This window comes from Castellaniella sp. FW104-7C03 (genome assembly GCF_040276085.1).
In the GTDB taxonomy this organism is placed as follows: Bacteria; Pseudomonadota; Gammaproteobacteria; order Burkholderiales; family Burkholderiaceae_B; genus Castellaniella.
The window spans coordinates 197,615-221,965 of record NZ_JBELOK010000005.1; the positions used below are offsets into that span (position 1 = coordinate 197,615).

Below are 24,351 nucleotides of genomic sequence, written 5' to 3' on the forward strand. Positions count from 1 at the left end.
CATGCCGCGAGTGCCAACGTACGATCAGCCCACCGCCACCCCCGATCTGGTACCAGGCGTACGGCAAAGCTCTGTAGCCTCTCCCGCACTGTTCGGCCTACAGGATCGTGTGCAGGAGCAGCAAGCCCGCCAGCGCATGCAAGGTGCCCAGCAGCTCACGCGTGCGGGCGCCGGGGTGCTGGACTTCGCGCTCAAAATTCAAGAGCGCGACGATCTGGAAACGGTTTTCAAGCAGGAAGCTGCGCTCAAGGACAACTGGCTGCAATTCGAGGCGCAGGCCCGTCAGCGCCAGGGGGCCAACGCCAAGGGGATCACGCAGGACGCCACGGCCTGGTTCGATCAGCAACACAAAGACCTCACCCAGAACTTCACCAACGCGAATCAGCAGCTCGCCTTTGAACGGATTTTCGAGCGCACCCGGCAGTCTGCTGTGTCGGCCATGTCGGGGTTCGAGTTTCGTGAAGGGGAAAAATCCTTCTTGGATTCCGCGCAGGCGTCCATCGACGGCTCTATCCGCATGGCGGCAAACGCCGCGATTGACCCGAAGAACGACCCCCGGCCGGTACTGTCGCAGGCGCGTGGGGAAATCCTGCAGCGCATCGACGCCGTGGCGGCCAGTCAGGGCTGGACACCCGAGATCGTGGACAGCAAGAAAGCAGCCATGCTGGACAAGCTGCACACGAATGCCATTCAAAGCATGGTGGACACCTCCCCCGGGCGGGCGCGAGCCTACTACCAATCCGTCAAGGATGAGGTGGCCCCTGCACACCGGGCGCAAATCCAAAAGTGGTTCGAGACTACCGACCTGCGCAGCATGGTGCAGGGGTATACGGACAAGGTGTTGTCCTCTGGCGTGTCGGAATCGGACGCCATCCGGCAGGCCCGTGAGAAGTATTCCGGGCGCCAGGAAGAGGCCATCGTCGCAGGCATCAAGGTGCGCTTTTCCGAAATGCGCCAGGCCACTGAGGCCGGGCAGAAAGGCGCAGCCGATCAGGCGTGGGACGCGTACGCCCGAAGCGGCGACTTGAGCACGGTACCAGCCTCAGTGCTGGATGGCATGGACGGCCGCGCTCGGCTGAGCTTGGAAGACTATGCGCACAAGAAAGCCATGGGTGAACCCGTGCGAACGGACAAGGGCACCTATCTGGATTTGCGGCAAATGGCCGCCAGCGACCCGGACACCTTTCAGCGGGTTGACCTACGCCAGTACATGAACCGCCTGTCAGATAGCGATTTTCAGGAGTTCGTCAAGCTGCAGAACAGCCCCGACAAAATCCGCACCGTCGCCATCGACACCGAAGACTTCAACCACGTTGCCCGCGAAATCGGCCTAGACCCCGATGCCACAGGCAAAGACCCCAAGGAAAAGGCAAAGCTCGGGGAGCTGCGCTACTCCATCGAGCAAAAAATCGACGCGGCCCAGACCGAGAAAAAGCGCCAGCTAAGCCGCTCGGAGAAGCTGGACATCATGCGCGGTGAAATGGACAACAAGGTAATGGTGGACGAGTGGGGTCGCGACCCAGCCAAGCCCCTCATCCTGCTGTCGCCTGACGAAGAAAAATCCGCGTATGTCATCGTGAAAAGTCCAGAAGGCAAGCCGTTCGACGTGAAGCTCTCGGAAATTCCCGCCCGGGATCGCGCCCAGATCATCCGCGCCCGCCGGGCGCAGGGCCTGCCCACGACTGAGCAGGACATTGCCACCTACTACATGCGCCGCTTGAAAGGCTGGAAGTAATGCCCACAAACGAATACGACGACTTTGCCCGCGCCGATGCTGGGGTTTCCCTTACTGAGGGCCTGCTGACCCCGGGGACTATTGACCTGTCTGCCCGGCCTGTCGTGCGAAACGATGACGGCACAATCAGCACCGTGCGCTCGATGTCCTTCAATGAGAATGGGCAGGAAATCCTGATCCCGACCGTGGCGGCAGACGGGTCTGGCATCCTGGATGACAGCGCCGCCGTGGCCCAGTACCGCCGCACTGGCCAGCACTTGGGCAAGTTCGATACTCCTGAACACGCCACGCAGTACGCCCAGCGGCTTCACGAGGAACAGGCTGTCGAGTATGGGCCGGGCAGCGCAAATGATGACTACGCACAAATGGCCAATGGGGACGCGCAGGCCCGCGACGTGGCCGTGCAGGCGGCGGTGAACAAAGCGCTGTACACCATGCCAGACGATGCGGCTACGGTCAAAAGCATGGCGGATCGTTCCGGCCTGCCTGAGCCTGTTGTCGAGCGTCACCGTGATGAGGTATCCCGGGTGCTGCGCATGCGCGACATCCGCCAGGCACTGGCCGACTCCCCCATCCTCACGCGGCAAATGACAGACCCGGAATTTGCCCGGCTGGCCCACGATGACGTGGAAAGCCTGTCGGCGGTGGAACGCGAGTTCGGTGTGATGCGGGAAACCCCGCGCCCTGAGCCCACCATCTTGAACTACATTCGGGGGCTGTGGTCGTCTTTCGCACAAGGCACTGAACAGGTGCGCCTGGGCGTGCAGCTACAAGGCGCTGATCTGCTGAGTGATGGCAGCGAAGACAGCCGCCTGCAGCAGGAAAACCTGCTGCGCCAGTACCGGCAGGCCGATTCCCGCATCCAAGCCACCACGCCCGCCTTTGAGTCGGGCACCGCACAAGGCATCTACGGGGGCTTCTCAAGTCTGCTGCAACAACTGCCCGGGTTGGCTGCGGCAATCGCCACTCGAAACCCGTATCTGGCTCTGGGTTTCGCGGGCACGCAGGTGCAGGCACAATCCTACGGGAAATATCGGGCACGCGGCGGTACCCCCGGTGAGGCCTTCCTGGGCGGCACGGCTGAGGGCGCCCTTGAGGTGGCCACCGAAATGCTGCCCATGGGCTTTTTGGTGGATCGCTTCGGCAAGACCGGCGCCAAGGAATTCCTGGGCGGCCTGCTGCTGCGCGAACTGCCAAGCGAACAGATCGCCACCTTCACGCAGGACGCCGTGGATACGGCCATTGCGAACCCCACCAAGACCTGGGGCGACTTCTTCAGCGAACGGGGCAATGCCGCGTACCAGACAGCCCTGGCCACTCTCGTGCAATCTGGGGCGCTGGCCGGTACCCACTCACTGGCTCGCCGGGTGGTGGGCGACAGCCTCAAGGTACAAGAGGCTGCACAGGGCGCTGGGTTTCTAGCCCGGCTCACTGAGCTAGCCAAGGCCTCGAAGACCGCCCAGCGCACGCCGGATACCTTCGAGAAGTTCGTGGCCGATGCCGCCGAGGATGGCCCGATCAAAGAGGTCTATATCTCGGCGGATGCACTCATGCAGTCTGGTCTGGCCGACCAGGTGGCGGCCGTGTCGCCTGCCGTGGCTGCGCAGCTGCCTCTGGCATCCCAGACTGGCGGGCAAATCGCTATCCCAGTCGAAGAGTACGCCGCCCGGATCGCCCCCACGGAGTTCAATCAGGGACTGCTGGATCACCTGAAAACAGACCCTGAGGGCTTCAGCCAGGCTGAAGCGCAGACCTATCTGCAAAGCCAGCGCGACGAGCTGGAACAGGAGGTCGAGAAGGCTGCGCAGAACCAGCAGGCCGTCGATACGTTCAAGGCCTCGGCCGATGTTGTGCGCACACAGGTGAAAGCCCAGCTCGAGGCCACGGGGCGGTTTACGCCGCAGGTGAATGACGCCTATGCCTCGCTGTGGGCAAACTTCTTCAGCGGCCAGGCCGCACGCCTGACAAACACCACCCCTGAAGACTTGTTCAAGCAGTATTACCCTACCGTGGTCGCGGAAAATGTGGCAAGCGGCCCTGTGCTGGATCAGGGTGGTGGGCTGGATGCCTTGCGTCAACAATGGCGGGCCGACGGTATTGACGCTTCGGTCAGTGAACACGATGGAACCATCACGCTGTCCAAGATCATCGTGCCTAACGGCCAGCGGGGCGCGGGTAAAGGCACGGCCGCCATGCAGGCACTGGTGGGCTATGCGGATCGAACGGGCCAGCACGTCGCCTTGTCGCCATCAGCAGATTTCGGAGGCAATAAAAAGCGGCTGGTCGCGTTCTACAAGCGTTTTGGCTTTGTGGAGAACAAAGGGAAAAATCGGGCGTTTAGTACATCCGAAAGCATGCACCGCGAAGCACCAGGACGAGTGCTTGAGCAGGCCGCTCGGGGGTCGTTCAATCCCAGCACCAACACCATCGCCCTGCTGAAAGCGGCCGACCTGTCCACCTTCCTGCATGAGTCGGGGCATTTCTTTCTGGAAGTGCAGACTGACATCGCAGGCAAGCTGCGCCAGCAGGCTGAACTGTTCGGCATGGACGCCCTGAAGCCTGAAGAACGGCAGTTGCTGGCAGATACCGACGCGCTCATGAAGTGGTTCGGGGTGGGCACGCTGACGGATTGGTACAGCATGGACTTGGAGCAGAAGCGCTCGTACCACGAGCAATTCGCCCGGGGGTTTGAATCCTACCTGTTCGACGGCAAAGCCCCCAGCATCGAGCTGCAGGGGCTATTCCAGCGGTTTCGGGCGTGGCTCGTGAATGTCTACAAAGACCTGAAGGCGCTGAACGTCACGCTCACCGACGAGGTGCGCAGCGTGTTCGATCGGATGCTGGCCAGCGAAGACCAGATTGCGCTGGCTGAGCAGGGCCGCAGCATGATGCCGCTGTTTGAATCGGCTGAGCAGGCAGGCATGACCTCGGACGAATTTGCGGCCTACCAGGCGCTCGGGGCAGACGCGACGGCAGACGCCATCCAAGACCTGCAGGCCAAGGGCTTGCGGGACATGCAATGGCTGCACAATGCCCAGAGCCGGGTGCTCAAGGAACTGCAGAAGGAAGCCGCAGCCCGCCGGGCCGAAATGCGCATGGAAGCCCGCCGCGAGATCATGAGCCAGCCGGTGTACAGGGCGTGGCAATTTCTGACGGGCAAGATCAGCACCGACGACAAGATCACCCCGGTGAAGCCCCCCTCGTCGCATCCGGATGTCTTAGACCCCGCCGTGGATTCGCTGTTCGTTGCGATTGCCAAGCTGGGTGGCCTGGATCGCGCCGAAGTGAAAAGCGAGTGGGGGATCGACTCGAACGAGACAACACCCCCCGTTTTTGGCAAGCCTGTGATTCGGGCCAAGGGCGGCCGGTCGCTGGACGACATGCGCCAGGCCTTGATAGAACAGGGCTACCTGTCGCAGGAAGACGCCACGGGCGACTGGAACCCCCGAGAGTTCGAAGACCGCTTCGATGCGGAATTGCGCGGGGATACCCAGTACTCGTTCTCGCATGACTTCGCGGCCGATCAGGAATTGCAGGCGGGGGCTGAGCTGGCAAATCCGGGGGCACTGACCACCGGCCGCCTTGATGCGAGCGAGTTGTCCAGCATGGCGCTGCCTGCTGAGGTAATGGACGTGCTGAAGGCTCGCAAGATGGTCGCCAAAAACGGCCTGCACCCGGATATCGTGGCGGCACTGCCGGGGATTGAAATGACATCCGGCGACGAGCTCGTGCGCAAGCTGGCCGAAGCAGAACCCCCGCAAGACACCATTGCAGCGGTCACCGATGTAAAAATGCTCGAACGCTACGGGGAGCTGTCCAGCCCTGAGGCGATTGCGAAGGCCGCAGACAAGGCTGTCCACAACGAGGCCCGCGCTCGGTTCGCCGCTACTGAGGCCGAAGTGCTGCAGCGGCTGGCAAATCCCACGGCGCCCACTGGTAAGATCGACCGCAGGGGGCGGGCCGTATCTCGGGGCATCTTGCTGCCAGCAGCCCGGGAGTTCGCGCAAAACGTCATTGCCCGCGTGCGCGTGCGCGACCTGCGCCCGGCGCAGTACGCCAGTGCTGAGGCTCGGGCGGCCCAGAACTCAGCCAGGGCCGCCAAGGCGGGCGACGTGGTGACAGCGGCTGCTGAGAAACGCAATCAGGTGATCCAGCAGCAGCTCACCAAAGCCACCTACGACGCACAAGACGAGGTGGGCAAGGCGGTACGCTACCTGCGCAAGTTCGACAACACGGGCACGCGCAAAAACATCGACCCAGACTATCTGGATCAGATCGACCAGTTGCTGGAACGGTTCGACCTGCGAGCCAGCGTCAGCAACAAAGAAGCCGCCCGGCGTAAGAGTCTGATAGATTGGGTGCAAGCCCAGCAGGAGCTGGGCTTTGATCCTGACGTACCGGACGCTCTGCTGGCCCAAGCACAGCGCAAGCCCTACCGGGAACTGACCCTGACGGAATTGCGCGGCGTACTCGATACGGTCAAGCAGATAGAACACCTGGGCAGGCTCAAAACCCGCCTGCTCACGGCAGCGGATAATCGGGCCTTCGCGCAGGTGGTGGACGAGATCAGCGCCTCGATCACGGACAATGCCGCCCGCACGGTGAAGGAGCGGCGCACGTCCGACCGGGGGCGGCTGGCTGACATCGGGACGCTATTTCGCAACTTCACGGCAGACCACCGCAAGTTTGCCAGCCTGGTGCGCGAAATGGACGGCTGGCAAGATGGCGGCCCCATGTGGGAATACCTTGCGCAGTCCATGAACCGCGCAGGGGATCGTGAGGCCGTCATGCGCGAGCAGGCCACCATCGAGCTGTCTAACTTGCTCAAGCCCATCCTGAAGACGGGCAAGCTGAACGAAAAAACCTTTTTCCGCTCGGTGGGGAAATCCTTCACCCGAGAAGAGCGCATTGGCATTGCCCTGAACATGGGCAACGAGACAAACCGAGAGCGTCTTATCTCTGGTGAGGGCCTGCCGCCCGCCGCGCAGCGGGAAATTCTGGATACCCTCACTAAAGAGGAAATGGATTTTGTCCAAAGCATCTGGGATTACCTTGACAGCTACTGGTCGGAAATCGTCGCCAAGCAGCGCCGGGTGCAGGGCATCACGTCAGAAAAGGTGCAGGCCTTGCCGGTGGAAACCAGGCACGGCACCTACCGGGGCGGGTACTACCCGATCAAATACGACGCGCTGCGCTCTACTCGAGCAGAAGCCGATACCGCTGCTGAAGTGCAGCGCCAGGTTGAACGTGGGCTGTACGCCAGCTCCACCACCCGGCGTGGCCACGAGAAGGCCCGGGCGGCCTCTGTCGGGCGGCCCATGCGCTATGACCTAGGCGTTATCACGCAGCACGTTGACCAGGTGGTGCATGATCTGTCCTGGCACGAGTACCTGATCGACGCGAACCGCCTGCTCAAGGCCCCGGCCATCGACAAGGCCATCAGGTCGCATTACGGGCCTGAGTTGCTGCGCACCATGCGCGAAACGCTCACAGACATTGCCGTGGGCAATCTCGCCTCGCAAAGCAGCGGCGAACGTATCCTGAACTATATCCGCAAGGGGGCGACCATCACGGGCCTGGGGTGGCGTCTGACGACATCCCTCATGCAGCCGCTGGGCCTGACGCAATCCATGGTGCGCGTGGGCCCGAAGTGGGTGGCCCGTGGTGCCTGGCGCTGGTTCGGTGACACGGCGCACTTCGAAAATTCGGTGCGCAAGATCAATGAGAAATCGGACTTCATGCGCCTGCGGGCCAAGACCATGCAGAGGGAAATCAACGAAATCCGCAACCGGGTCAAGGGCAAGGACAGCCGCCTCGAGGCAAGTTACTTCTACCTGATCCAGAAGGCGCAGCTCATGGCCGACGTGCCGACCTGGTGGGGCCAGTACGAAAAATCCATGGCTGAGGACGGCATGACAGAGGAACGCGCCGCAGCTATGGCCGACCAGGCCGTGCGTGACTCACAAGGCGGTGGTCAGACTGGCGACCTGTCGAAGGTGCAACGGGGCAGCGCCGGGTGGATGCTCTTCACGAATTTCTATTCGTTCTTCAACACCACCTATAACTTGACTGCCGAAGCTGTTGGGCGCACTGACTTCAAGAAGCCGGGCGAGGTGGGCCTGCTCGGGGTAGACCTGCTCCTGCTCTACACAATCCCGGCGTTGCTGGGCACGATCGTGCATTCGGCTTTCGCTGGGGATTGGGACGACAAGGACTTCGGCAAAAAACTCGTGTATGACCAGCTCACCTACCTGCTGGGCACCATGGTCGTCGTGCGCGAAGCCGGTAGCGCCGTCTCGGGGCTCCTGGGCATGTACAGCGACTACAGCGGCCCGGCGGCCGTGCGCCTGTTCGGGAACATGGCGCGGTTCGCCAAGCAGGTATCGCAGGGCGAAGCCGATGAGGCCTTCTGGAAGGCGCTCAATTCGCTGGGCGGCATCGTCTTCCACTATCCAGCGGGGCAGATCAACAACACCCTGCAGGGCATCAATGCCATGCTCGATGGCCGCACCAGCAATCCGGGGGCGCTAGTCGTTGGGCCGCCCCGGAAATAGGCCCGTGGCCTTGACGGCTGGGTAGTCGGTGAAAATCCCTGCAAGTTCTGCCGGGGTTTTCATCATGACTGTGTCCAGTACCATCCGCAAGGCCGGTCCCTTCCTGGGGGATGGGTCTACCGGGCCTTTCGATTTCGACTTCTACATGCCCGTAGGGTCTGAAAGTTCTGTCGTGGCCGTTGTGGCTGATCCTCTCGGTGCAGAAACCACGCTTGATTACGGCGACCCCAACGGGCCGGGGGTGGACTATACCGTCAGCCTGAACAGCGACCAGAGCACAAACCCGGGTGGGTTTGTCACCCTGACAAACGTGCTGGCGGTTGGGTACAAAATGGTGCTCACCAGTGCGGTGCCTGAGTTACAGCCCACCGACATCACCGACCTGGGGGGGTTCTACCAGAACCTCGTGACGCAGGCCTTTGACCGCTTGACCGTGCTGGCCCAGCAGGCCAATGAAAAGATTGATCGCGCCGTGAAGGTGCCGATTTCCAGCACGATCACGCCGGACGATCTCATCAACCAGCTTACCAACGCGGCATCCGACGCCATAAATGCCGCCGATGCTGCCGCCGTCAGTGAAGGCAACGCCGCCGATTCGGCCAGCGCTGCCCTGGTCAGTGAAGGTAAGGCGCACGACTCGGAAGTCGCCGCAGCGCTGTCGGAAACCCACGCATCCACCAGCGAAGGCAACGCAGCAGGATCAGCCAGCGCGGCCCTGGTCAGCGAAGGCAAGGCCCACGACTCCGAACTCGCGGCGGGCCTATCAGCCAGCGCGGCCCTGGTCAGCGAAGGCAAAGCCCACGACTCCGAACTGGCTGCTGCGCTGTCGGAAGGCAACGCCCATGCTTCGGAGTTGGCCGCCGCGACCAGCGAACAGAACGCGGCCACGTCCGAGGGCAACGCAGCCAGTAGCGAACTGGCTGCCAAGACGTATCTCGAAACCCTGGCGCAGCCCTTCGCCTTCATGAAGGCCGACTACGACACGCCCTGCCTGAAAAAGACCGGCGCACAGACGGTCAGCATCAAGGCCGGGACGGTGGTGGTTGTGGCCGGTGTCGCGCGCGCCTTTGCTGCCGACACGCCGGTCGCCATGCCCGCGCTCACCGCCGGGGAGGACTATTCGGTATGGGTCAAGACCGACAATAGCGCAGTCGCTGTCGTTGATTCGTTCCTTGCCCCGGCCAACGCCCCCGACGTGGGGGCCATCCGCATCGGCGGATTCCATCATGGCCTCGTCGCGCCGGGCGAGACAGTGGCCGGGGGTAGTTTCTCTACCAGCGGTGTGACTGCGGGCGGCGGGTCGATGCTGTGGACACAAGCCGACGTGGACAAACTGGCCGGGATCAACGAATTCTCGATTTGGGACTTGGCCCTGCGCCACCGGGGCGAACAGTACGGCATGTCGTACGACCCGTGGGTCGATGCCTGGGGCGGTATTTATTTTTGCAATACCGCTCCCCATTTGAACGGCATCAGCCGGTACAACACTGACGTTTGCAGCGGCACCGTACAGCCCTTCGTGCCTCCGTCCTTCGGGGGCGACGGCGTGCTCAAGTACAGTGCCTTCCGGTCGTGGGAAGCTATTGAAATCCTGGCCGACCACGGTTGTCGTCCTGTTTTGTACAACGAGTTTGTCAGCATGGCCTTCGGCGTCACCGAGGGCCAAAGCCTGGGGGGCGCGTCCGCGACGATTCCGGCCACGGCCCGCCAGCCGGGCTATACGTCGCGCATTGGTTTGGAACAGGCCACCGGCCACGTCTACACCATCGGCGGCCCGATGATCGGTCAGGGTGGATCGGCGTGGGCGGGTAATGGCCGGGGGTCGAACTACGGCGGTGGCGTCGTCCAGTTGTTCGGCGGCAACCGTACGGGCACGTCCAGTTCGGGGTCTCGTTGCGTCAACTTTGGCAACGGCCTTGCGTACTCGTACTGGAGCATTTCGCTTCGAGCCGCCGGTGACCCGCAAAAAACAGTCGGCCCGGCCCTGTACCAAGAGGCCGCGTAATGAACATCGCACTGCCGCTTGACTGCGCCATGCCAGTATCGGCAGTGCATCGGTTTTTGCTGTCTCTCGGGGCGGCAAAAAGGGTGGAGCAAGATAACAGCGGCAACCGTACGAACACGTCCAATTCGGGGTCTCGTTGCGTCAACTTTAACAACGGCCTTGCGAACTCGAACTGGAACATTTCGCTTCGAGCCGCCGGTGGCGATTGGCAACCCGTCGTGATGCAAGCCGCGTATCACGGCACTTTGGTCAGCTTGCTTCACCTGCCTTGGCAAATACTTTTCGGGATGCGGAGAACGGCGAGTAGTGAAAATCGAAAGCCGCGCCGCTTTGTCATGGGCAAAAAATACAAAAACCTCTACGACACAATCACGTCGATGGATAACCTGCGCTCGGCGTACCGCAAGACCTCACGGGGCAAGCGGAAAACGCGCAGCTACCGGACGTTCACCGGCCACCTGAACAGTCGCCTACGGTCTGTGCGCCGCAGTCTAGCGACAGGCTCGTATCGCCAGGGCAAACCTCGGCGGTTCACGATCTTCGAGCCGAAGGAGCGCAAGATTTCCGCGCTGCCCTTCCGTGATCGGCTGGTGCAGCATGCGCTTTGCAATGTCCTCGAACCGATTTTCGATTCGGTGTTTCTGCCGCAAAGCTACGCCTGCCGCCGGGGTAAAGGCACTCACGCCGCAGCCCGCGATGTGCAAGCCGAACTGCGCCGGATGCAGGCCCGTTGTTTGCCAGTGTGGGTGCTGAAAACCGATTTCAGCAAATACTTCTACAGCATCCCGCGCGACGTGCTGCACCGGGAATATCGGCGCAAAATTTCCTGCAAGCCTACGCTGGCCCTGCTCGAAAAGATGATCCCCGCCGAAGGCCGGGGCATCCCCATCGGCGAACTGGTCAGCCAGCTTTCGGCCAATCTCCTCGGGCATGTCGTGGATCGCTGGCTGGTGCATGAGCAAGGCGTCACGACGTTTTTCAGGTACATGGACGACATCGTGATCCTGGGTTCCGACCGGGCGACCCTGGCCCGTCTGCGTGTCGAACTCGAAGCCTTCGCGCTGGATGAACTCGGCCTGCGCTTCTCGCACTGGTCGCTGCAACCGATCAGCCGGGGTATCAATTTTGTGGGCTACCGCATCTGGCCGCGCTTCAAGCTGCTGCGCCGGGATTCGGTCGCCCGTGCCAAGCGCAAGGTGCGCCGCTACAAGGCGCACGGCGCTGTCGAGCGACTGCGCATGTTCCTGGCCTCGTGGCTCGGCCACGCCAAGCACGCGGATTCTCACAATCTACTCACGCATATGCAGGTGGCCGCATGAAAGACGCCTATAGCCCCCACACCGGGGAATTCATCGACACAGACAACCCGGCCGGTTGGATGGGCCGGGCCGGTGTTGAGTGCCCTGTTCATGATCCAGCTGCCCAAAGCGTGTTCTGGCGTGGCGGCCCGGCTTGGATGGTCGAGGACGTGGTGCATGTCGAGCCGGTACCGGAATCCGTCAGCCGGGCGCAGGGTAAAGCGGCGTTGATCCAGGCCGGGCTGTGGGATGGCGTGCAGGCATATGTCGCTGGCATTGCCGACCCCACACAAAAGGCGTTGGCACAGGTCGCGCTGGACGACACGACAGAGTGGCGACGTGACAGCCCGTTTCTGGTCACTGCGGCGGCCGTCCTAGGTATTACCAGTGCGCAGCTCGATGCACTATTCGTGGCTGCGGCCAAAATCATCCTCTAAGGAAAAAGCATGGCGCTGTCCGACGATGCCGTCGCAATCATTCAGGCCGTGCGCGAAACCACTGCCGATCTGGAAGCCAAACTCGCGGGTATGCAGGCCCGCCAGGAACAACTGTTTGCCGGTTTTCCGGACGGTGATCCAGAAAGCCATCGGCGGTACCACGAGTCAATCATTGAGTGGCGCGAACTGCGCAACCAAATGGTCAGGGCCTCACTAATTCAGGCCGCTAAGGTCGGCGGAATCGGGGCCTTCGGCTGGGTCGCGTACGCCTTGTGGCAGGCCTTCAAGATGGAGATCACGAAATGAAGCTAATACCCGAGTGGCGCCAGTGCCACCGATTCTGGTCTGTGCGCCTGCAAGCCGTAGGCGTGGCCCTCATCACTTTTGTACAGGGGTTTCCCGATGCTTTCATTCATGTCTGGGCTGTTCTCCCGCCTGATGTCACTGCTGCCTTCCCGGCAGATACCGTCAAGTGGCTCGGTATCGCCGTCCTTGCCTGCGGTATCGTTGCCCGAATCATCCGGCAAGACAAACTCCACGCCCCTCGCGTGGGGGGCGAAGGTAAGCCCCGAGTTTCGTGCGAAGGTCGTTGATATCTGCCGGTGGCTGCAAATCCACCCCGACTGGTTGATGGCCTGCATGGCTTTTGAGACCGGCTACACCTTCAGCCCGGCCGCCCGGAACAAGGCGGGATCGTCCGGTACCGGGCTCATCCAGTTCATGGCGGCCACCGCCCGGGGGTTGGGCACCACGACAACAGCCCTGGCGGCTATGTCAGCCATCGAGCAGCTGGACTGGGTGCGTATGTACTTCAAACCCTACGCAGGCCGGATGCACGGCCTGGCTGACGTGTACATGGCGATTCTGTACCCCCGGGCGATTGGCAAGCCTGACGACTATGCACTGTTCACGGCCCCCGGTGAGGCATACGCGCCGAATGCCGGGTTGGACAAGAACAAGGACAAGGCGGTCACCAAGCGTGAAGCCTCGGCGGCTGTGCTCGCCGCCCTGGATCGTGGGCTCTTGCCCGGTAACGCGGCGGGGGTGCGGTCGTGATTGCCGCGCTGCTGTCGCAAATCTGGCCCTACCTGCTGGTCGCAGCGGGCGCTGTCGCAGCGGTGCTGGGTTTCGGCGCTTCGCAGCGGGCAGCGGGCAGGAAACAGGAACAGGCCTCGCGCCTACAGGAGGCCAGAAAGGCCCGGGAGAAAGCCGATGATGTGGCTGAAAAAATCGCTTCGCTGGATGATCGTGCTGTCCTTGATGCCGCTCGTAAGTGGGTGCGCAACGCCGACGACGAGTAGCTATTGCGAGATCGCAAAGCCCATCCGCTGGGCTAATATGACTGAGCTAGCCGCCACACCGGTAGACATCACGCGCCAGGTGGTGCAGTACAATGAGACGTGGGCTAGGGTTTGCGGCAAGGCCCCACGAAAAGCCCCATAATTTTCGTCAAGCCGCGTGATTGCTTGGCTTTGGGTGCCTCTCCTGGGCACCACTTCTTTACAGAAGTCCAATTCCCTGATGTCTTGTACATCAACATGCAAACCCGCAAACCCCACAGGTCTGCGGGTTTTTTGCTTTGCACAGGCCGCCCGCCGCCGAACTACAATCCATCTCATGAACCGTCCTGCCCATTCTCCCAGCTCAATGCGCTGCGGCCTGGAGTCTCTCGACCAATTTGATGAGATCATCGATGTGCGCACGCCGGCGGAATTTGCCGATGACCACATCCCGGGCGCCATCAACGCACCTGTACTCAGCAACGAAGAACGCGTGCTGATCGGTACCATGTACGCACAGGAATCGCCCTTCAAGGCCACACGGCTGGGGGCTGCCCTGGTGGCCCGCCACATTGCCGAATACCTTGAGACCTGTTTTGCCGACCGTCCGCAAAGCTGGCGCCCCCTGATCTATTGCTGGCGCGGCGGCAAACGCTCGGGCGCAATGACCACGTGGTTCAACCTGATTGGCTGGCGGGCCCGGCAACTGGAAGGCGGCTACAAAACGTGGCGCCGCCACGTGCTGACCTCGCTCGAATCCCTCCCCGAGCCTTTGCGCTGCATCGTGCTCACCGGCCCCACCGGCTCGGGCAAAACCCGCTTGCTGCAGGCGCTGGGGCGAGCTGGTGCACAGGTGCTCGACCTTGAAGATTTGGCCAGCCATCGGGGCTCTTTGCTGGGGCAGCTGCCCAACCAGGCACAGCCCAGCCAGCGCTACTTTGAAACCCGGCTGCAGCAGGCCATCGAAGCGCTTGACCCAAACCAGCCAGTGTTTGTCGAGGCGGAAAGCCGCCGTATCGGGCGCGTCAGCCTGCCCGACGCCTTGCTGCAAAAAATGTACACCGGGCAATGTGTGCAGGTGAAAGTGGCGATGCCACAGCGCATCGCGTTTTTGCTGCAGGATTACCGCCATCTGTTTGATCAGCCCGAGACATTCAAGGCAACCCTTGATCGTCTGCTGGGGCTGCAAAGCCACGAAACCCTCAAGCGCTGGCATCACCTGATCGACACCGATCAGCGTGCCGAGTTGTTTCAGTGCCTGGTGTCCGAACACTACGACCCCGCCTACCGGCGCAGCAGCCATGGCCACTATGCACAGCTGGAGCATGCGCCCCAATTTGGCTACGATCCCACAGACGCAGAGGAATCCCACCAAGCCCACGCCCTGCTGCAAGCGCTGGCCGGCCATGGCCGGCCCGAGCCGATTTCATCCACTTCACCCTAAGTACCTGCAGCCAAATTTTTAGAGATTTTCATGACCCAAGCACCTGTCATCACCGATATTCCACGTTTGACCTCGCTTTCGCACGGCGGAGGCTGCGGCTGCAAGATTGCGCCGGACGTCCTGGCCAAACTGATGCAGAAAGGGATACCCACAGGTGTTTTTCCCAACCTGCTGGTGGGGACTCAATCTTCGGATGACGCCGCCGTTTATCGCTTGAACGACGAGCAGGCCCTGATTGCCACCACCGACTTCTTCATGCCGATTGTGGACGACCCCCACGATTTTGGCCGTATCGCAGCCACCAATGCCTTGTCGGATGTTTATGCCATGGGCGGCACACCCATCATGGCGCTGGCGCTGGTGGGCATGCCCCTGAAATCCCTGCCACACGAGACAATCTCGGCCATCCTGGCGGGTGGCGCATCGGTCTGCCAGCAAGCCGGCATCCCGATTGCCGGCGGGCATTCCATCGATTCTGTCGAGCCCATCTATGGGCTGGCGGTGATGGGGCTGGGGCACCCCGCACACATCAAGCGCAATGATCAGGCCAAGCCCGGCGACGCGCTGATCCTCAGCAAACCATTGGGGGTTGGGATCTTATCGGCTGCCCTTAAAAAAGACCAACTTGCACCTGAAAGCTACCAGGCCATGATTGCCAGCACCACCCAATTAAATACCCCGGGCGGCCAACTAGGCCGCATGGACGCCGTGCATGCCCTGACAGACATTACCGGGTTTGGTTTGCTGGGGCACACGCTGGAGATGTGCAAGGGCTCGGGCCTGCAAGCCAAGCTTGATTACCAGGCGCTGCCATGGCTGGATGCTGCCCAGGCGCTTGCCCAGGCAGGCATCCACACTGGCGCCTCGGGGCGCAACTGGCAAGCCTGCCAGCAACACATCACGCTTGACACCGCCTTGCCCGCCGAAGCGCAGGCACTGCTTACCGATCCCCAAACCTCTGGCGGGCTTTTGGTGGCCTGTGATCCAGCTGCCGTCGACGAAATTCTGGCCCTGTTGCGCGCTGACGGCTTTACCCAGGCCGCACACATTGGCCAACTGGCTTCCGGCACCCCTCGCATTCGGGTATTCTGAAAACTGCCTTTTGCACACAGGAGCCTCTATGGCCGCCCCTTTGATCATTGCCAAAAACAGTCAATTTGAAGCTGCTATCCTGCCCCCCCTGGCCAACCGGCACGGTTGCATCACTGGCGCCACCGGAACCGGCAAAACCGTTACGTTGCAAGTGCTGGCAGAGTCCTTCTCAAGAATTGGCACGCCGGTATTTGTGGCAGACGTCAAGGGCGATCTCAGTGGTATCTCGCAAACAGGCGTAGCCTCCGAGAAGCTCTCGGGGCGGCTGAAAAAACTCGGCCTACCCGAACCTCAATGGGGCGCAAGCCCTGTCACCTTCTGGGATATTTTTGGCGAGCAAGGCCACCCGATCCGGGCAACGGTCTCCGATCTTGGCCCCCTGCTGCTGGCCCGCATGCTCGATCTCAACGACACCCAAGAGGGCGTTCTCAACGTCGCCTTTCGGGTCGCCGACGACCAGGGCCTTTTGGTGCTCGATCTCAAAGACCTGCGCGTCATGCTGCAATATGTGGCCGATCATGCAGCCGAGATCCGCACCACCTATGGCCAAGTGTCCTCGGCCTCCATCGGAGCCATCCAACGCAACCTCCTGAGGCTCGACTCCGAAGGTGCCGAGCAATTTTTCGGCGAACCCATGCTGGATGTGTTCGACTGGATGCGCACCAATGCGCAAGGCCTGGGCATGGTCAATGTGCTGGCAGCCAATCGCCTGATGCAGTCCCCCCGGCTGTATGGTGTATTTTTGCTGTGGATGCTGGCTGATCTCTACGAGCGCATGCCCGAAGTTGGCGACCTCGAACAACCCAAGCTGGTGTTCTTCTTTGACGAAGCCCACCTGCTGTTCAAAGACGCACCTGAGGCCCTGCTCGAGAAAATCGAACAAGTCGTGCGCCTGATCCGCTCCAAAGGCGTGGGCGTGTACTTTGTCACGCAAAACCCGGCCGACATCCCGGATACCGTACTGGGGCAATTGGGGCACCGCATCCAGCACGCCCTGCGTGCCTACACGCCACGCGACCAAAAAGCTGTGCGTACCGCGGCACAAACCATGCGCCCCAACCCGCCTCTGGATATCGAGGCCGCCATCACCGAGCTTGCCGTGGGCGAAGCCCTGGTGTCGCTACTCGACCAAAAAGGGCAGCCCGTCCAGACACAACGCGTCTGGATGATGGCCCCGGGTAGCCGGATCGGCCCGGCCACAGACACCGAGCGCGAAGCAGTGCGTAGCGCTTCTTTGCTGGGCGGCAAGTACGACAAGGCAATGGATCGCGAATCTGCCTATGAGATTCTGCAAAAACGCGCCGAGACAACAAGCAACAACCTCGCAAAAGCCACCGCAGAGGCCAAGCCCGCCACGGCACAGGCCGAACCCGCCGAAGATGGCGCACTCGGACTCGTCAGCGATTTTCTGTTTGGCTCTACCGGCCCCCGGGGCGGACGGCGCGAAGGGGCGGTGCAGTCGATAGCCAAGAGCATGATGCGCAACGCCGCCAATCGGCTGGTGCGCGGCTTGTTGGGCTCTTTGGTGGGCCGGCGCTAAGGCCTTGCCTGGCCCATATCTGCAAATACCCACTTACCAATCAAACAGGCTCGTTTACCCATGGCCGACACCACCCCACGCTGTACCTGGTGCTCCGATGACCCGCTTTACATGCACTACCACGACCACGAGTGGGGAGTGCCGTCATACGACGCCGGCCATCTGTTCGAAATGCTGCTTCTCGAAGGCTTCCAGGCGGGTCTGTCCTGGCTCACCATTTTGCGCAGACGCGAGGGCTTTCGTAAGGCACTGTCATCGTTCGACCCGCACACCCTGGCGGCCACCACCCCGGAGTGGGTAGAACAACAAATGCAAAACCCGGCCATTATCCGCAATCGCCTCAAACTGCAAGGCGTGGGTAAAAACGCCCGAGCTTGGCTGGCACTGGAAAACCCTGTCGAGCTGGTGTGGTCGGTGGTGGATGGCAAGCCCAAAGTGCACCATTACGCACAGCCCGCCGAGATCCCCACCGCTGGCCCCGAGGCCCAGGCACTTAGCAAGCTGCTGAAGCACCGCGGGTTTACCTTTGTGGGCCCCACCATTTGTCAGGCGTATCTTCAGGCCATCGGTGCCTTGATGGATCACACCACCGACTGTTTTCGACATGCCATGCTGGATACCTCACGCCTGGAATGACATACCTGCCCCAGGCATACCAGGCGGCACGTTATTACATCGACACGCCCTCGCCTACCCTCATCATCATCGGCCAGCCTCAATCCGGCCTACAGACCCTGCATCAGCAGTATCACTGTACCCACAGCCATATCCTTACCCCATGCAACCCCCGCAGCCGGCGCCTGCGGCCTGCCGCCAATCTCAGGCGGCTAGCCGCCCTGCACCGCAGGCTGAATATCTTGGGCGTCTCCGTTTTACCCGCCCACAACGCAGACCCCACCGGCCAATGGCCCGAAGAGCCAGGCTTCTGGATTGCCGGCCTGCCACCACACACGATACGGATGCTGGCCAAAAGCTTTGGGCAAAACGCCTGGGTTTTATGCCCGGCAGACACCATCGCCCAACTGCAGTGGGCTGCTGGATAAGCAACCCACCCATCGCTTGCACAGCAAAAATTTATTGCTATAATTGCGTGCTTTGGCGCATTAGCTCAGTTGGTTAGAGCGACGGAATCATAATCCGCAGGTCCGGGGTTCGAGTCCCTGATGCGCCACCAAAGATATCAAACAAAACGCCAGCCCTTGTGGGTTGGCGTTTTGCGTTTTAGGATCAAGCGTCAAACCCCTTCGGGAACGGTAAGATCATGCTTAGCAACGAGGCTATGTCGTATCTCGAACCACGATTTACAAGCATTGCGGTGTAACACACCCGCATCATCAATAGCGAAGATACAAAAGAGAGAAAGAATTTCCGTGTCCAGACTAACTGATTTGATTGCCAAGACAAAAGCCAAAGATTCGGCCTTAGGAGCTGAGCTGGATCGAGAGTTCAAGATTCTGTCTTCGCGTCTTCCTTTTGGACTGAACTTTGAGCGGCATAGCCCAGAAGCGGTTGAGCTGCCACTACGGCCAATTCGCAAGGGTGACAAGGTACGCGTGCTGCCGGAGCGTGGCTCTACTAAGAAAGGCGGTCAGCGGTTATGGCACGTGAAAACCCTCCACAAAACCAAGAAGGCAGCCGTCATAGAGTTGCTGGGAGCAGCAGGGGTTACGCAGACCGTCACACTGGATGAGCTAGTTGTAGTGGCCGAGTTCCGCGACACAATTTATCCGGGCTTGGTCAGTACTGGTAAGGTGCTGCGCGGTGGCGACAAACCGTGCCACACAGTCATTAATGGCGAGAATTACCATGTTCTAAAAGCGTTGACCTACACCCATCGAGGCAAGGTGGATGCCATCTATATTGATCCGCCGTACAACAGCGGGGCGAAGGACTGGAAATACAATAACGATTATGTCGAGAAGGACGACTCGTATCGCCACAGCAAGTGGCTGGCGATGATGGAGCGGCGGTTGTCCGTGGCGAAGGAATTATTGAATCCTGCTGATTCTGTATTAATTGTGACAATTGACGAAAAAGAGGTTCACCGTCTGAGCTTGCTCCTCGAACAGATATTGCCTGAAGCTAAGGTTCAGATGATTACGTCTGTTATCAGTCAAAATGGTATCCGTGCCTTTACAAGACGGTACTCACCGGGTGCTCACATTTCAAATGCGTACTGACCACTTAAAAGCGAATATGCCCGTGGTAACTACAAATGACTGAACAACAGATCCAAATTTTTGTCAGCCAGGACGGCAACGCACAGTTGGAAGTGACTGTAGACCAAGATACAGCCTGGCTTAGTCTTGATCAGATGGCTGCTTTATTTGATCGTGATAAATCAGTAATCTCACGCCATATCCGTAATGTGTTCAAAGAGGCAGAACTGAAGCGGGGTTCAGTTGTTGCAAAAAATGCAACAACTGCGTCTGACGGCAAGACCTACCAAGTCGATTATTTCAACCTTGATGTCATCATCTCTGTAGGCTATCGAGTGAAGTCCCAGCGCGGTGTGCAGTTCCGCCAGTGGGCCACTGGCGTGCTCAAGGACCATCTGATTCAGGGCTATAGCGTGAATCAGCGCCGGTTGGCTGAGCGTGGCGTTGAGTTTGAGCAGGCGGTTAACTTGCTCAGTCGTACGCTCACCAATCAGGGATTGATGTCCGCCGAAGGTGAAGCAGTGGCCAGAGTCATCAGCGACTATGCTCGTTCCTGGAATCTGCTGCAGGGCTACGATGAGCAAGCGCTTGAGGAAATCGCTCAGAGCCAGTCAGACATGCGTTCGCTGAATCTGAGCGAGGCCTTGCCCGCCATTGCAGAACTAAAGCTGGCCTTGATTTCCAAGGGCGAAGCGACCGAGCTATTTGGACTGGTGCGTGGCAATGGCCTGGCATCCTCTTTGGCAACGATTGAACAGGGGTTTGGCGACGAGCTGTTTTACCCAAACGTCGCCAGCCGCGCTGCGCATCTGTTGTATTTTCTGGTTAAGAACCATGCGCTGGCCGATGGTAACAAGCGTTGCGGCTCTTTCTTGTTTCTTTGGTACTTGCGTCGTAACCAGCATTTATTGGCCCGCCCTGTGGAGCAGTTAGTCAATGACAACACTCTGGTCGCATTGGCGTTGCTAGTGGCCGAAAGCCTGCCTGACCAAAAGACTTTGATGATTCGGTTGATTGAGCACTTCATCCTATTGAGAGAGCCCGCTGGAGATAAGAAAAGTGTCAACCAATCGTCGACAGCATAGCGAAATAAAGCACCTTCATAGCGAACCTATCGCAACTTAAACCATTGATTGCTAAGGTAAAGCGCATATAAAGCGACTCTATAATACGGAATCATAATCCGCAGGTCCTGGGTTCGAGTCCCTGATGCGCCACCAAAGACTTCAAACAAAACGCCAGCCCTTGTGGGTTGGCGTTTTGTTTTTACGTCGGCCGGCGGCGTTGCGCCACGTGTTGCCGCTTGCGCCAGAACCAATAAATCCGCATGGTCAGCAACGCCGCCAAGGCCCAGGCTGATACGCGTGGCTCGAAGAAATCATGTTTGCCAGCCCGCATCAGCACAAAGTGCCAGACGGAAAGGATGGCCGACGGATAGATCAGCCAATGCAGCTGCGACCATCTGCGCCCCAGGCGCCGCATCCAGCCGCGTGTGGATGTCAGCGCCAGCGGGATCAGGCACAGCACAGCCAGCGTGCCGATGCCGATAAACGTACGCTGCCAGATATCCTGCCACATGGACAGCCATACACCACCACGATCCCAAAGCCCCCACGCCACCACGTGCACCACGGTATAAAAAAACGCATACAGGCCCAACTTGCGCCGGTGCACCATCACGCCGGCCCAGCCGGTAAGCCGGCGCACGGGCGTCACCATCAGCACAATCAATAGCATGATCAGCGCCCAATCGCCCGTGGACTGCGTCAGAAACAAGGGAGGATTGGCCGTCAGTTGGCCCTGCCAACCCAGCCACAGCCAGCGCAACAAGGGGAACAGACCCAGCAGATGCATCAGGCCCGTCAGTAACCAGCGCATCTGGCGTTGCGGTAAAGAGGCTGTCATCGACGAATGCAAACCGGCAAGGCCATCAGAAATTACGTCGGAGGTCCATGCCTTTGTACAGGCTGGCAACCTCGGAGGCGTAACCGTTAAACGGCTGGGTGGGAATCCGCGACGCAAAGAACCCGCTGCCTATCCGGCGTTCGGTTTCCTGGCTCCATCGCGGGTGTGGCACGGCCGGGTTTACGTTGGCGTAAAAGCCATATTCTTGCGGGGCCGCCTGCATCCATGCCGTAAGCGGCGGAGTGGATTGCAGATGAATACGCACCAGTGACTTGGCCGATTTAAAGCCGTATTTCCAGGGGATGATGACGCGCAGCGGTGCACCGTTTTGGGCAGGCAGCTCGCGGCCATAGACGCCGAACGTCAGCAAGGTAAGTGGATGCATGGCTTCGTCCATGCGCAGGCCCTCGGTGTAGGGCCAGTTAAGGATGCCCTGGCGCACGCCCGGCATCACATCAGGCTGTAAGACGGTGGTAAACACCACATAGCGGGCTTCTTCGGTGGGCTCGGCTTTCTTCAACAGATGCGACAGCGAATACCCAATCCAGGGGATCACCATCGACCAGGCCTCGACGCAGCGCAACCGGTAAATACGCTCTTCCATCGGCGCCAGGTGGCGAAGCGCATCAATATCCAGCGTCAGTGGCTTTCTGACTGCGCCATCCACCTGAACAGCCCAAGGGGTCAGCTGCATGCGTCCTGCGTTCTCGGCGGGGTCTCCCTTGCCGGTACCAAACTCATAAAAATTATTGTAGGTGGTGATGTCGCTCCAGCGATTGACGATTTCGTCGGTAGACCAGCGCTGCGATGGCGTCGCTGCCAATTTGGGCCCGAAGGGCTCGGTGTCCGGGGCAGCCTTGGCCGACACCGCACCTGCAGCCAGCAAGGCCGGCGCACTGACGGCAGCACGCAACCACTGCCGCCTGGATTGCCAGACAGACTCGGGGGTGATTTCTGACGCCACTGGGTAATTTTTCCTGAAACCGTGCATGGTGAGCCTCCTGGGGCATACCGCACAAGCGCCTATAAACCAGCCAACAAACCAAAAACCTGCAACTGTTACGCGCTTAAATGCTTTAACCCTTTACATTCTAGCCATACAGGTTCTGCAACCCAAGTACTTTGGTGTAGCCTAGCGTAGGACTTTTGTTATCTCATCAAGGAAATTACCAGATGCCTGTGCTGGCCATTTCTCGCATCACGCTTCGGCGGCTGGTCCTGAGCCTGTCCATGGGCAGCGTACTGGTCATGCTGATTTTGGGCGGTGCAGGAATCTATAGCATCCAGCGCACCCAATTGATGGACGACACACTGGCGTCCAATCAGGCGTTTGCACAAAAGCTGGCCGCCTCCGCCTCCGATTTGCTGACGCAGGCTCAAAGCGATCTGGCCTATTCTGCCAAACAGATCACCCAATCCGGAATGAACCCCACCGTGATGCAGATAGAAGCCGATCATCTGCATCTGCAGGGCGCAAAATTTCAATCCGTGTTGATCACCAGTGCACAAGGCATCATTCTGGCCATTTCACCCGAGACACTCAAGGTGTCCGGCCACAAGGTACCAGCTGTCGACCCACAAACAGCGGCCCTGAGAAAGAAGACACCCACCATCAGCAAACCCTTTACGACGATGCTGGGCAATCTGGCCATCCTGCTGACACACCCCTTGTATTCACCCCAGAACCAGTACCTGGGTTATCTGGCTGGTACGGTGTATTTGAAGGCTGACGGGGGCCTGTCCCGTCTGATCAGACAGCATTATTTTCATAATGACACCTATGTGTATCTGGTGGATAGTTCCCGGCGCCTGCTTTACCACCCAGATCCCAATCGCCTGGGCACCATCGTGGGTACCAACCCGGTAGTCACCGCGGTCCTGAGCGGGCAAACCGGTGCTGAACGCATCACCAACAGCCAGGGGGTCGACATGCTGGCAGGCTATGCCTACATCCCAGATGCCAAGTGGGGCGTGGTGGTGCAGCGCCCTACAGAGGTCACCCTGGAAAAGCTCAGCACGCTGATGCAAAGGGTCATGTGGCTATCCCTGCTGCCAGTGCTCTTGCTGCTGGCGGCACTCTGGTTTCTATCTACTTGGATCTCCCGGCCTTTGCGGGCACTATCCCATATCGTGCAAACCGGATACGATGGCAATGCGGCCGAGCGCATTCGGTCGGTACGCTGCTGGTACTCCGAGGCACAGCGCCTGCAAAAGGCTTTGCTGGCAGGCACAGACACCGTTGTCTCGCGCCTGAGCCAACTGCGCGAGGAAGCCTACCAGGATCCACTCACCGGCCTGGGCAACCGAAGAGGACTGGACATCGCCTTGCAGGCGCTTGAAAGCACCGGGCAGGCGTTTTCTGTGCTAGCCCTGGATATCGACTTTTTCAAGCGCATCAACGACCGCTACGGGCATGACGTGGGTGACCAGGTGATCAGGCAAACGGGCGAGCTGATGCGCTCGCAGGCCCGCGATGACGACTCTTTGTTTCGGATGGGCGGAGAAGAATTTTTAACCTTGCTGCCTGGCACCCCTGTGGACAGTGCACTGACCATCGCCGAACGCTTGCGCGCGGCTGTTGAAGCATCTCCCCTGCTGCCTGAGGAACGCGTGACCATCTCTATTGGCGTAGCGGCCTGGAAGCCGGAAGGTACCCGCGACGTGGCAGATACTCTGAAGGATGCCGATCTGGCCCTGTACCAGGCCAAGCAGCATGGCCGCAACCGGGTAGAAAAAGCAGCGTAAAAAAAATTGGCCACAAATGAAGCGACCACAAACGTAAAGGCCCCGCCTTTTGGCGGGGCCCTACTGCCACTGGGGCAGTTGCACTGCACGGGGGCAGTGCGTTGTCTTCGCTTTGAGGCGAAGAATCGCTACCTACTGGGGTAACGGTTTCAGTATA

General features: G+C 60.1%; 19 protein-coding genes and 2 tRNA genes. 19 read left to right on the forward strand and 2 right to left on the reverse strand.

Annotated elements, in window-relative coordinates; all coding sequences use genetic code 11:
- The first annotated feature begins 1 nt into the window (after position 1).
- The 18 genes from ABS758_RS08085 to ABS758_RS08170 all read left to right on the forward strand — a co-directional run bounded on the left by ABS758_RS08085 (position 2) and on the right by ABS758_RS08170 (position 20,764).
- On the forward strand, positions 2-1,735 hold the full coding sequence (locus ABS758_RS08085) for a hypothetical protein (protein WP_350381456.1): 1,734 nt from the start codon (positions 2-4) through the stop codon (positions 1,733-1,735).
- Positions 1,735-8,289: an LPD22 domain-containing protein gene (locus ABS758_RS08090; RefSeq protein WP_350381454.1), complete on the forward strand. Its 6,555-nt coding sequence runs from the start codon at positions 1,735-1,737 to the stop codon at positions 8,287-8,289. Before ABS758_RS08085 ends, ABS758_RS08090 begins: the two co-directional genes overlap by 1 nt.
- Before the next feature lie 64 nt (positions 8,290-8,353).
- Positions 8,354-10,294 carry a phage major tropism determinant gene (locus ABS758_RS08095; RefSeq protein WP_350381452.1) on the forward strand — a complete coding sequence of 647 codons (1,941 nt, stop codon included), beginning with the start codon at positions 8,354-8,356 and terminating at the stop codon, positions 10,292-10,294.
- Positions 10,294-11,613: a reverse transcriptase domain-containing protein gene (locus ABS758_RS08100; protein WP_350381450.1), complete on the forward strand. Its 1,320-nt coding sequence runs from the start codon at positions 10,294-10,296 to the stop codon at positions 11,611-11,613. The genes ABS758_RS08095 and ABS758_RS08100 overlap by 1 nt, the downstream gene beginning before the upstream one ends.
- A complete protein-coding gene (locus tag ABS758_RS08105) occupies positions 11,610-12,029 on the forward strand; it encodes a hypothetical protein (protein ID WP_350381449.1) in 420 nt (139 codons plus the stop codon). Before ABS758_RS08100 ends, ABS758_RS08105 begins: the two co-directional genes overlap by 4 nt.
- A gap of 9 nt (positions 12,030-12,038) precedes the next feature.
- On the forward strand, positions 12,039-12,335 hold the full coding sequence (locus tag ABS758_RS08110) for a hypothetical protein (protein WP_350381447.1): 297 nt from the start codon (positions 12,039-12,041) through the stop codon (positions 12,333-12,335).
- Positions 12,332-12,622: a DUF7940 domain-containing protein gene (locus ABS758_RS08115; RefSeq protein WP_350381445.1), complete on the forward strand. Its 291-nt coding sequence runs from the start codon at positions 12,332-12,334 to the stop codon at positions 12,620-12,622. The genes ABS758_RS08110 and ABS758_RS08115 overlap by 4 nt, the downstream gene beginning before the upstream one ends.
- A gap of 46 nt (positions 12,623-12,668) precedes the next feature.
- Positions 12,669-13,085 (forward strand): hypothetical protein, encoded by a 417-nt coding sequence (locus ABS758_RS08120; RefSeq protein WP_350381444.1) that lies wholly within the window; start codon positions 12,669-12,671, stop codon positions 13,083-13,085.
- A complete protein-coding gene (locus tag ABS758_RS08125) occupies positions 13,082-13,330 on the forward strand; it encodes a hypothetical protein (protein ID WP_350381443.1) in 249 nt (82 codons plus the stop codon). The genes ABS758_RS08120 and ABS758_RS08125 overlap by 4 nt, the downstream gene beginning before the upstream one ends.
- Positions 13,331-13,646: 316 nt before the next feature.
- Positions 13,647-14,753, forward strand: a complete 1,107-nt coding sequence (gene mnmH, locus ABS758_RS08130; protein WP_350381442.1) for a tRNA 2-selenouridine(34) synthase MnmH — start codon at positions 13,647-13,649, stop codon at positions 14,751-14,753.
- 30 nt (positions 14,754-14,783) lie between these two features.
- The gene (gene selD / locus ABS758_RS08135) at positions 14,784-15,845 is read left to right on the forward strand and encodes a selenide, water dikinase SelD (protein WP_350381441.1); all 1,062 of its coding nucleotides are present in this window, start codon (positions 14,784-14,786) and stop codon (positions 15,843-15,845) included.
- A gap of 28 nt (positions 15,846-15,873) precedes the next feature.
- Positions 15,874-17,385: a helicase HerA-like domain-containing protein gene (locus tag ABS758_RS08140; RefSeq protein ID WP_350381440.1), complete on the forward strand. Its 1,512-nt coding sequence runs from the start codon at positions 15,874-15,876 to the stop codon at positions 17,383-17,385.
- A gap of 60 nt (positions 17,386-17,445) precedes the next feature.
- Positions 17,446-18,021: a DNA-3-methyladenine glycosylase I gene (locus tag ABS758_RS08145; RefSeq protein ID WP_350381438.1), complete on the forward strand. Its 576-nt coding sequence runs from the start codon at positions 17,446-17,448 to the stop codon at positions 18,019-18,021.
- Entirely contained in the window at positions 18,018-18,428 is a 411-nt protein-coding gene (locus tag ABS758_RS08150) for a DUF3293 domain-containing protein (protein WP_350381436.1), read from the forward strand. The genes ABS758_RS08145 and ABS758_RS08150 overlap by 4 nt, the downstream gene beginning before the upstream one ends.
- Before the next feature lie 54 nt (positions 18,429-18,482).
- Positions 18,483-18,559: transfer RNA gene (locus tag ABS758_RS08155), tRNA-Met, on the forward strand.
- Positions 18,560-18,755: 196 nt separating this feature from the next.
- The gene (locus tag ABS758_RS08160; protein WP_350381435.1) at positions 18,756-19,565 is read left to right on the forward strand and encodes a DNA methyltransferase; all 810 of its coding nucleotides are present in this window, start codon (positions 18,756-18,758) and stop codon (positions 19,563-19,565) included.
- A 35-nt stretch (positions 19,566-19,600) separates the two neighbouring features.
- Positions 19,601-20,629, forward strand: a complete 1,029-nt coding sequence (locus tag ABS758_RS08165) for a virulence RhuM family protein/type II toxin-antitoxin system death-on-curing family toxin (RefSeq protein ID WP_350381433.1) — start codon at positions 19,601-19,603, stop codon at positions 20,627-20,629.
- A 61-nt stretch (positions 20,630-20,690) separates the two neighbouring features.
- Positions 20,691-20,764, forward strand: a tRNA-Met gene (locus ABS758_RS08170).
- 46 nt (positions 20,765-20,810) lie between these two features.
- On the opposite strand, the gene msrQ is transcribed toward ABS758_RS08170, so the two are convergent.
- The gene (gene msrQ / locus ABS758_RS08175; RefSeq protein WP_350381431.1) at positions 20,811-21,449 is read right to left on the reverse strand and encodes a protein-methionine-sulfoxide reductase heme-binding subunit MsrQ; all 639 of its coding nucleotides are present in this window, start codon (positions 21,447-21,449) and stop codon (positions 20,811-20,813) included.
- A 25-nt stretch (positions 21,450-21,474) separates the two neighbouring features.
- Positions 21,475-22,440: a protein-methionine-sulfoxide reductase catalytic subunit MsrP gene (msrP, locus tag ABS758_RS08180; RefSeq protein ID WP_350381430.1), complete on the reverse strand. Its 966-nt coding sequence runs from the start codon at positions 22,438-22,440 to the stop codon at positions 21,475-21,477.
- Positions 22,441-22,622: 182 nt separating this feature from the next.
- On the opposite strand from msrP, the gene ABS758_RS08185 reads away from it, so the two are divergent.
- On the forward strand, positions 22,623-24,194 hold the full coding sequence (locus ABS758_RS08185; RefSeq protein WP_350381428.1) for a sensor domain-containing diguanylate cyclase: 1,572 nt from the start codon (positions 22,623-22,625) through the stop codon (positions 24,192-24,194).
- Positions 24,195-24,351 lie beyond the last annotated feature (157 nt).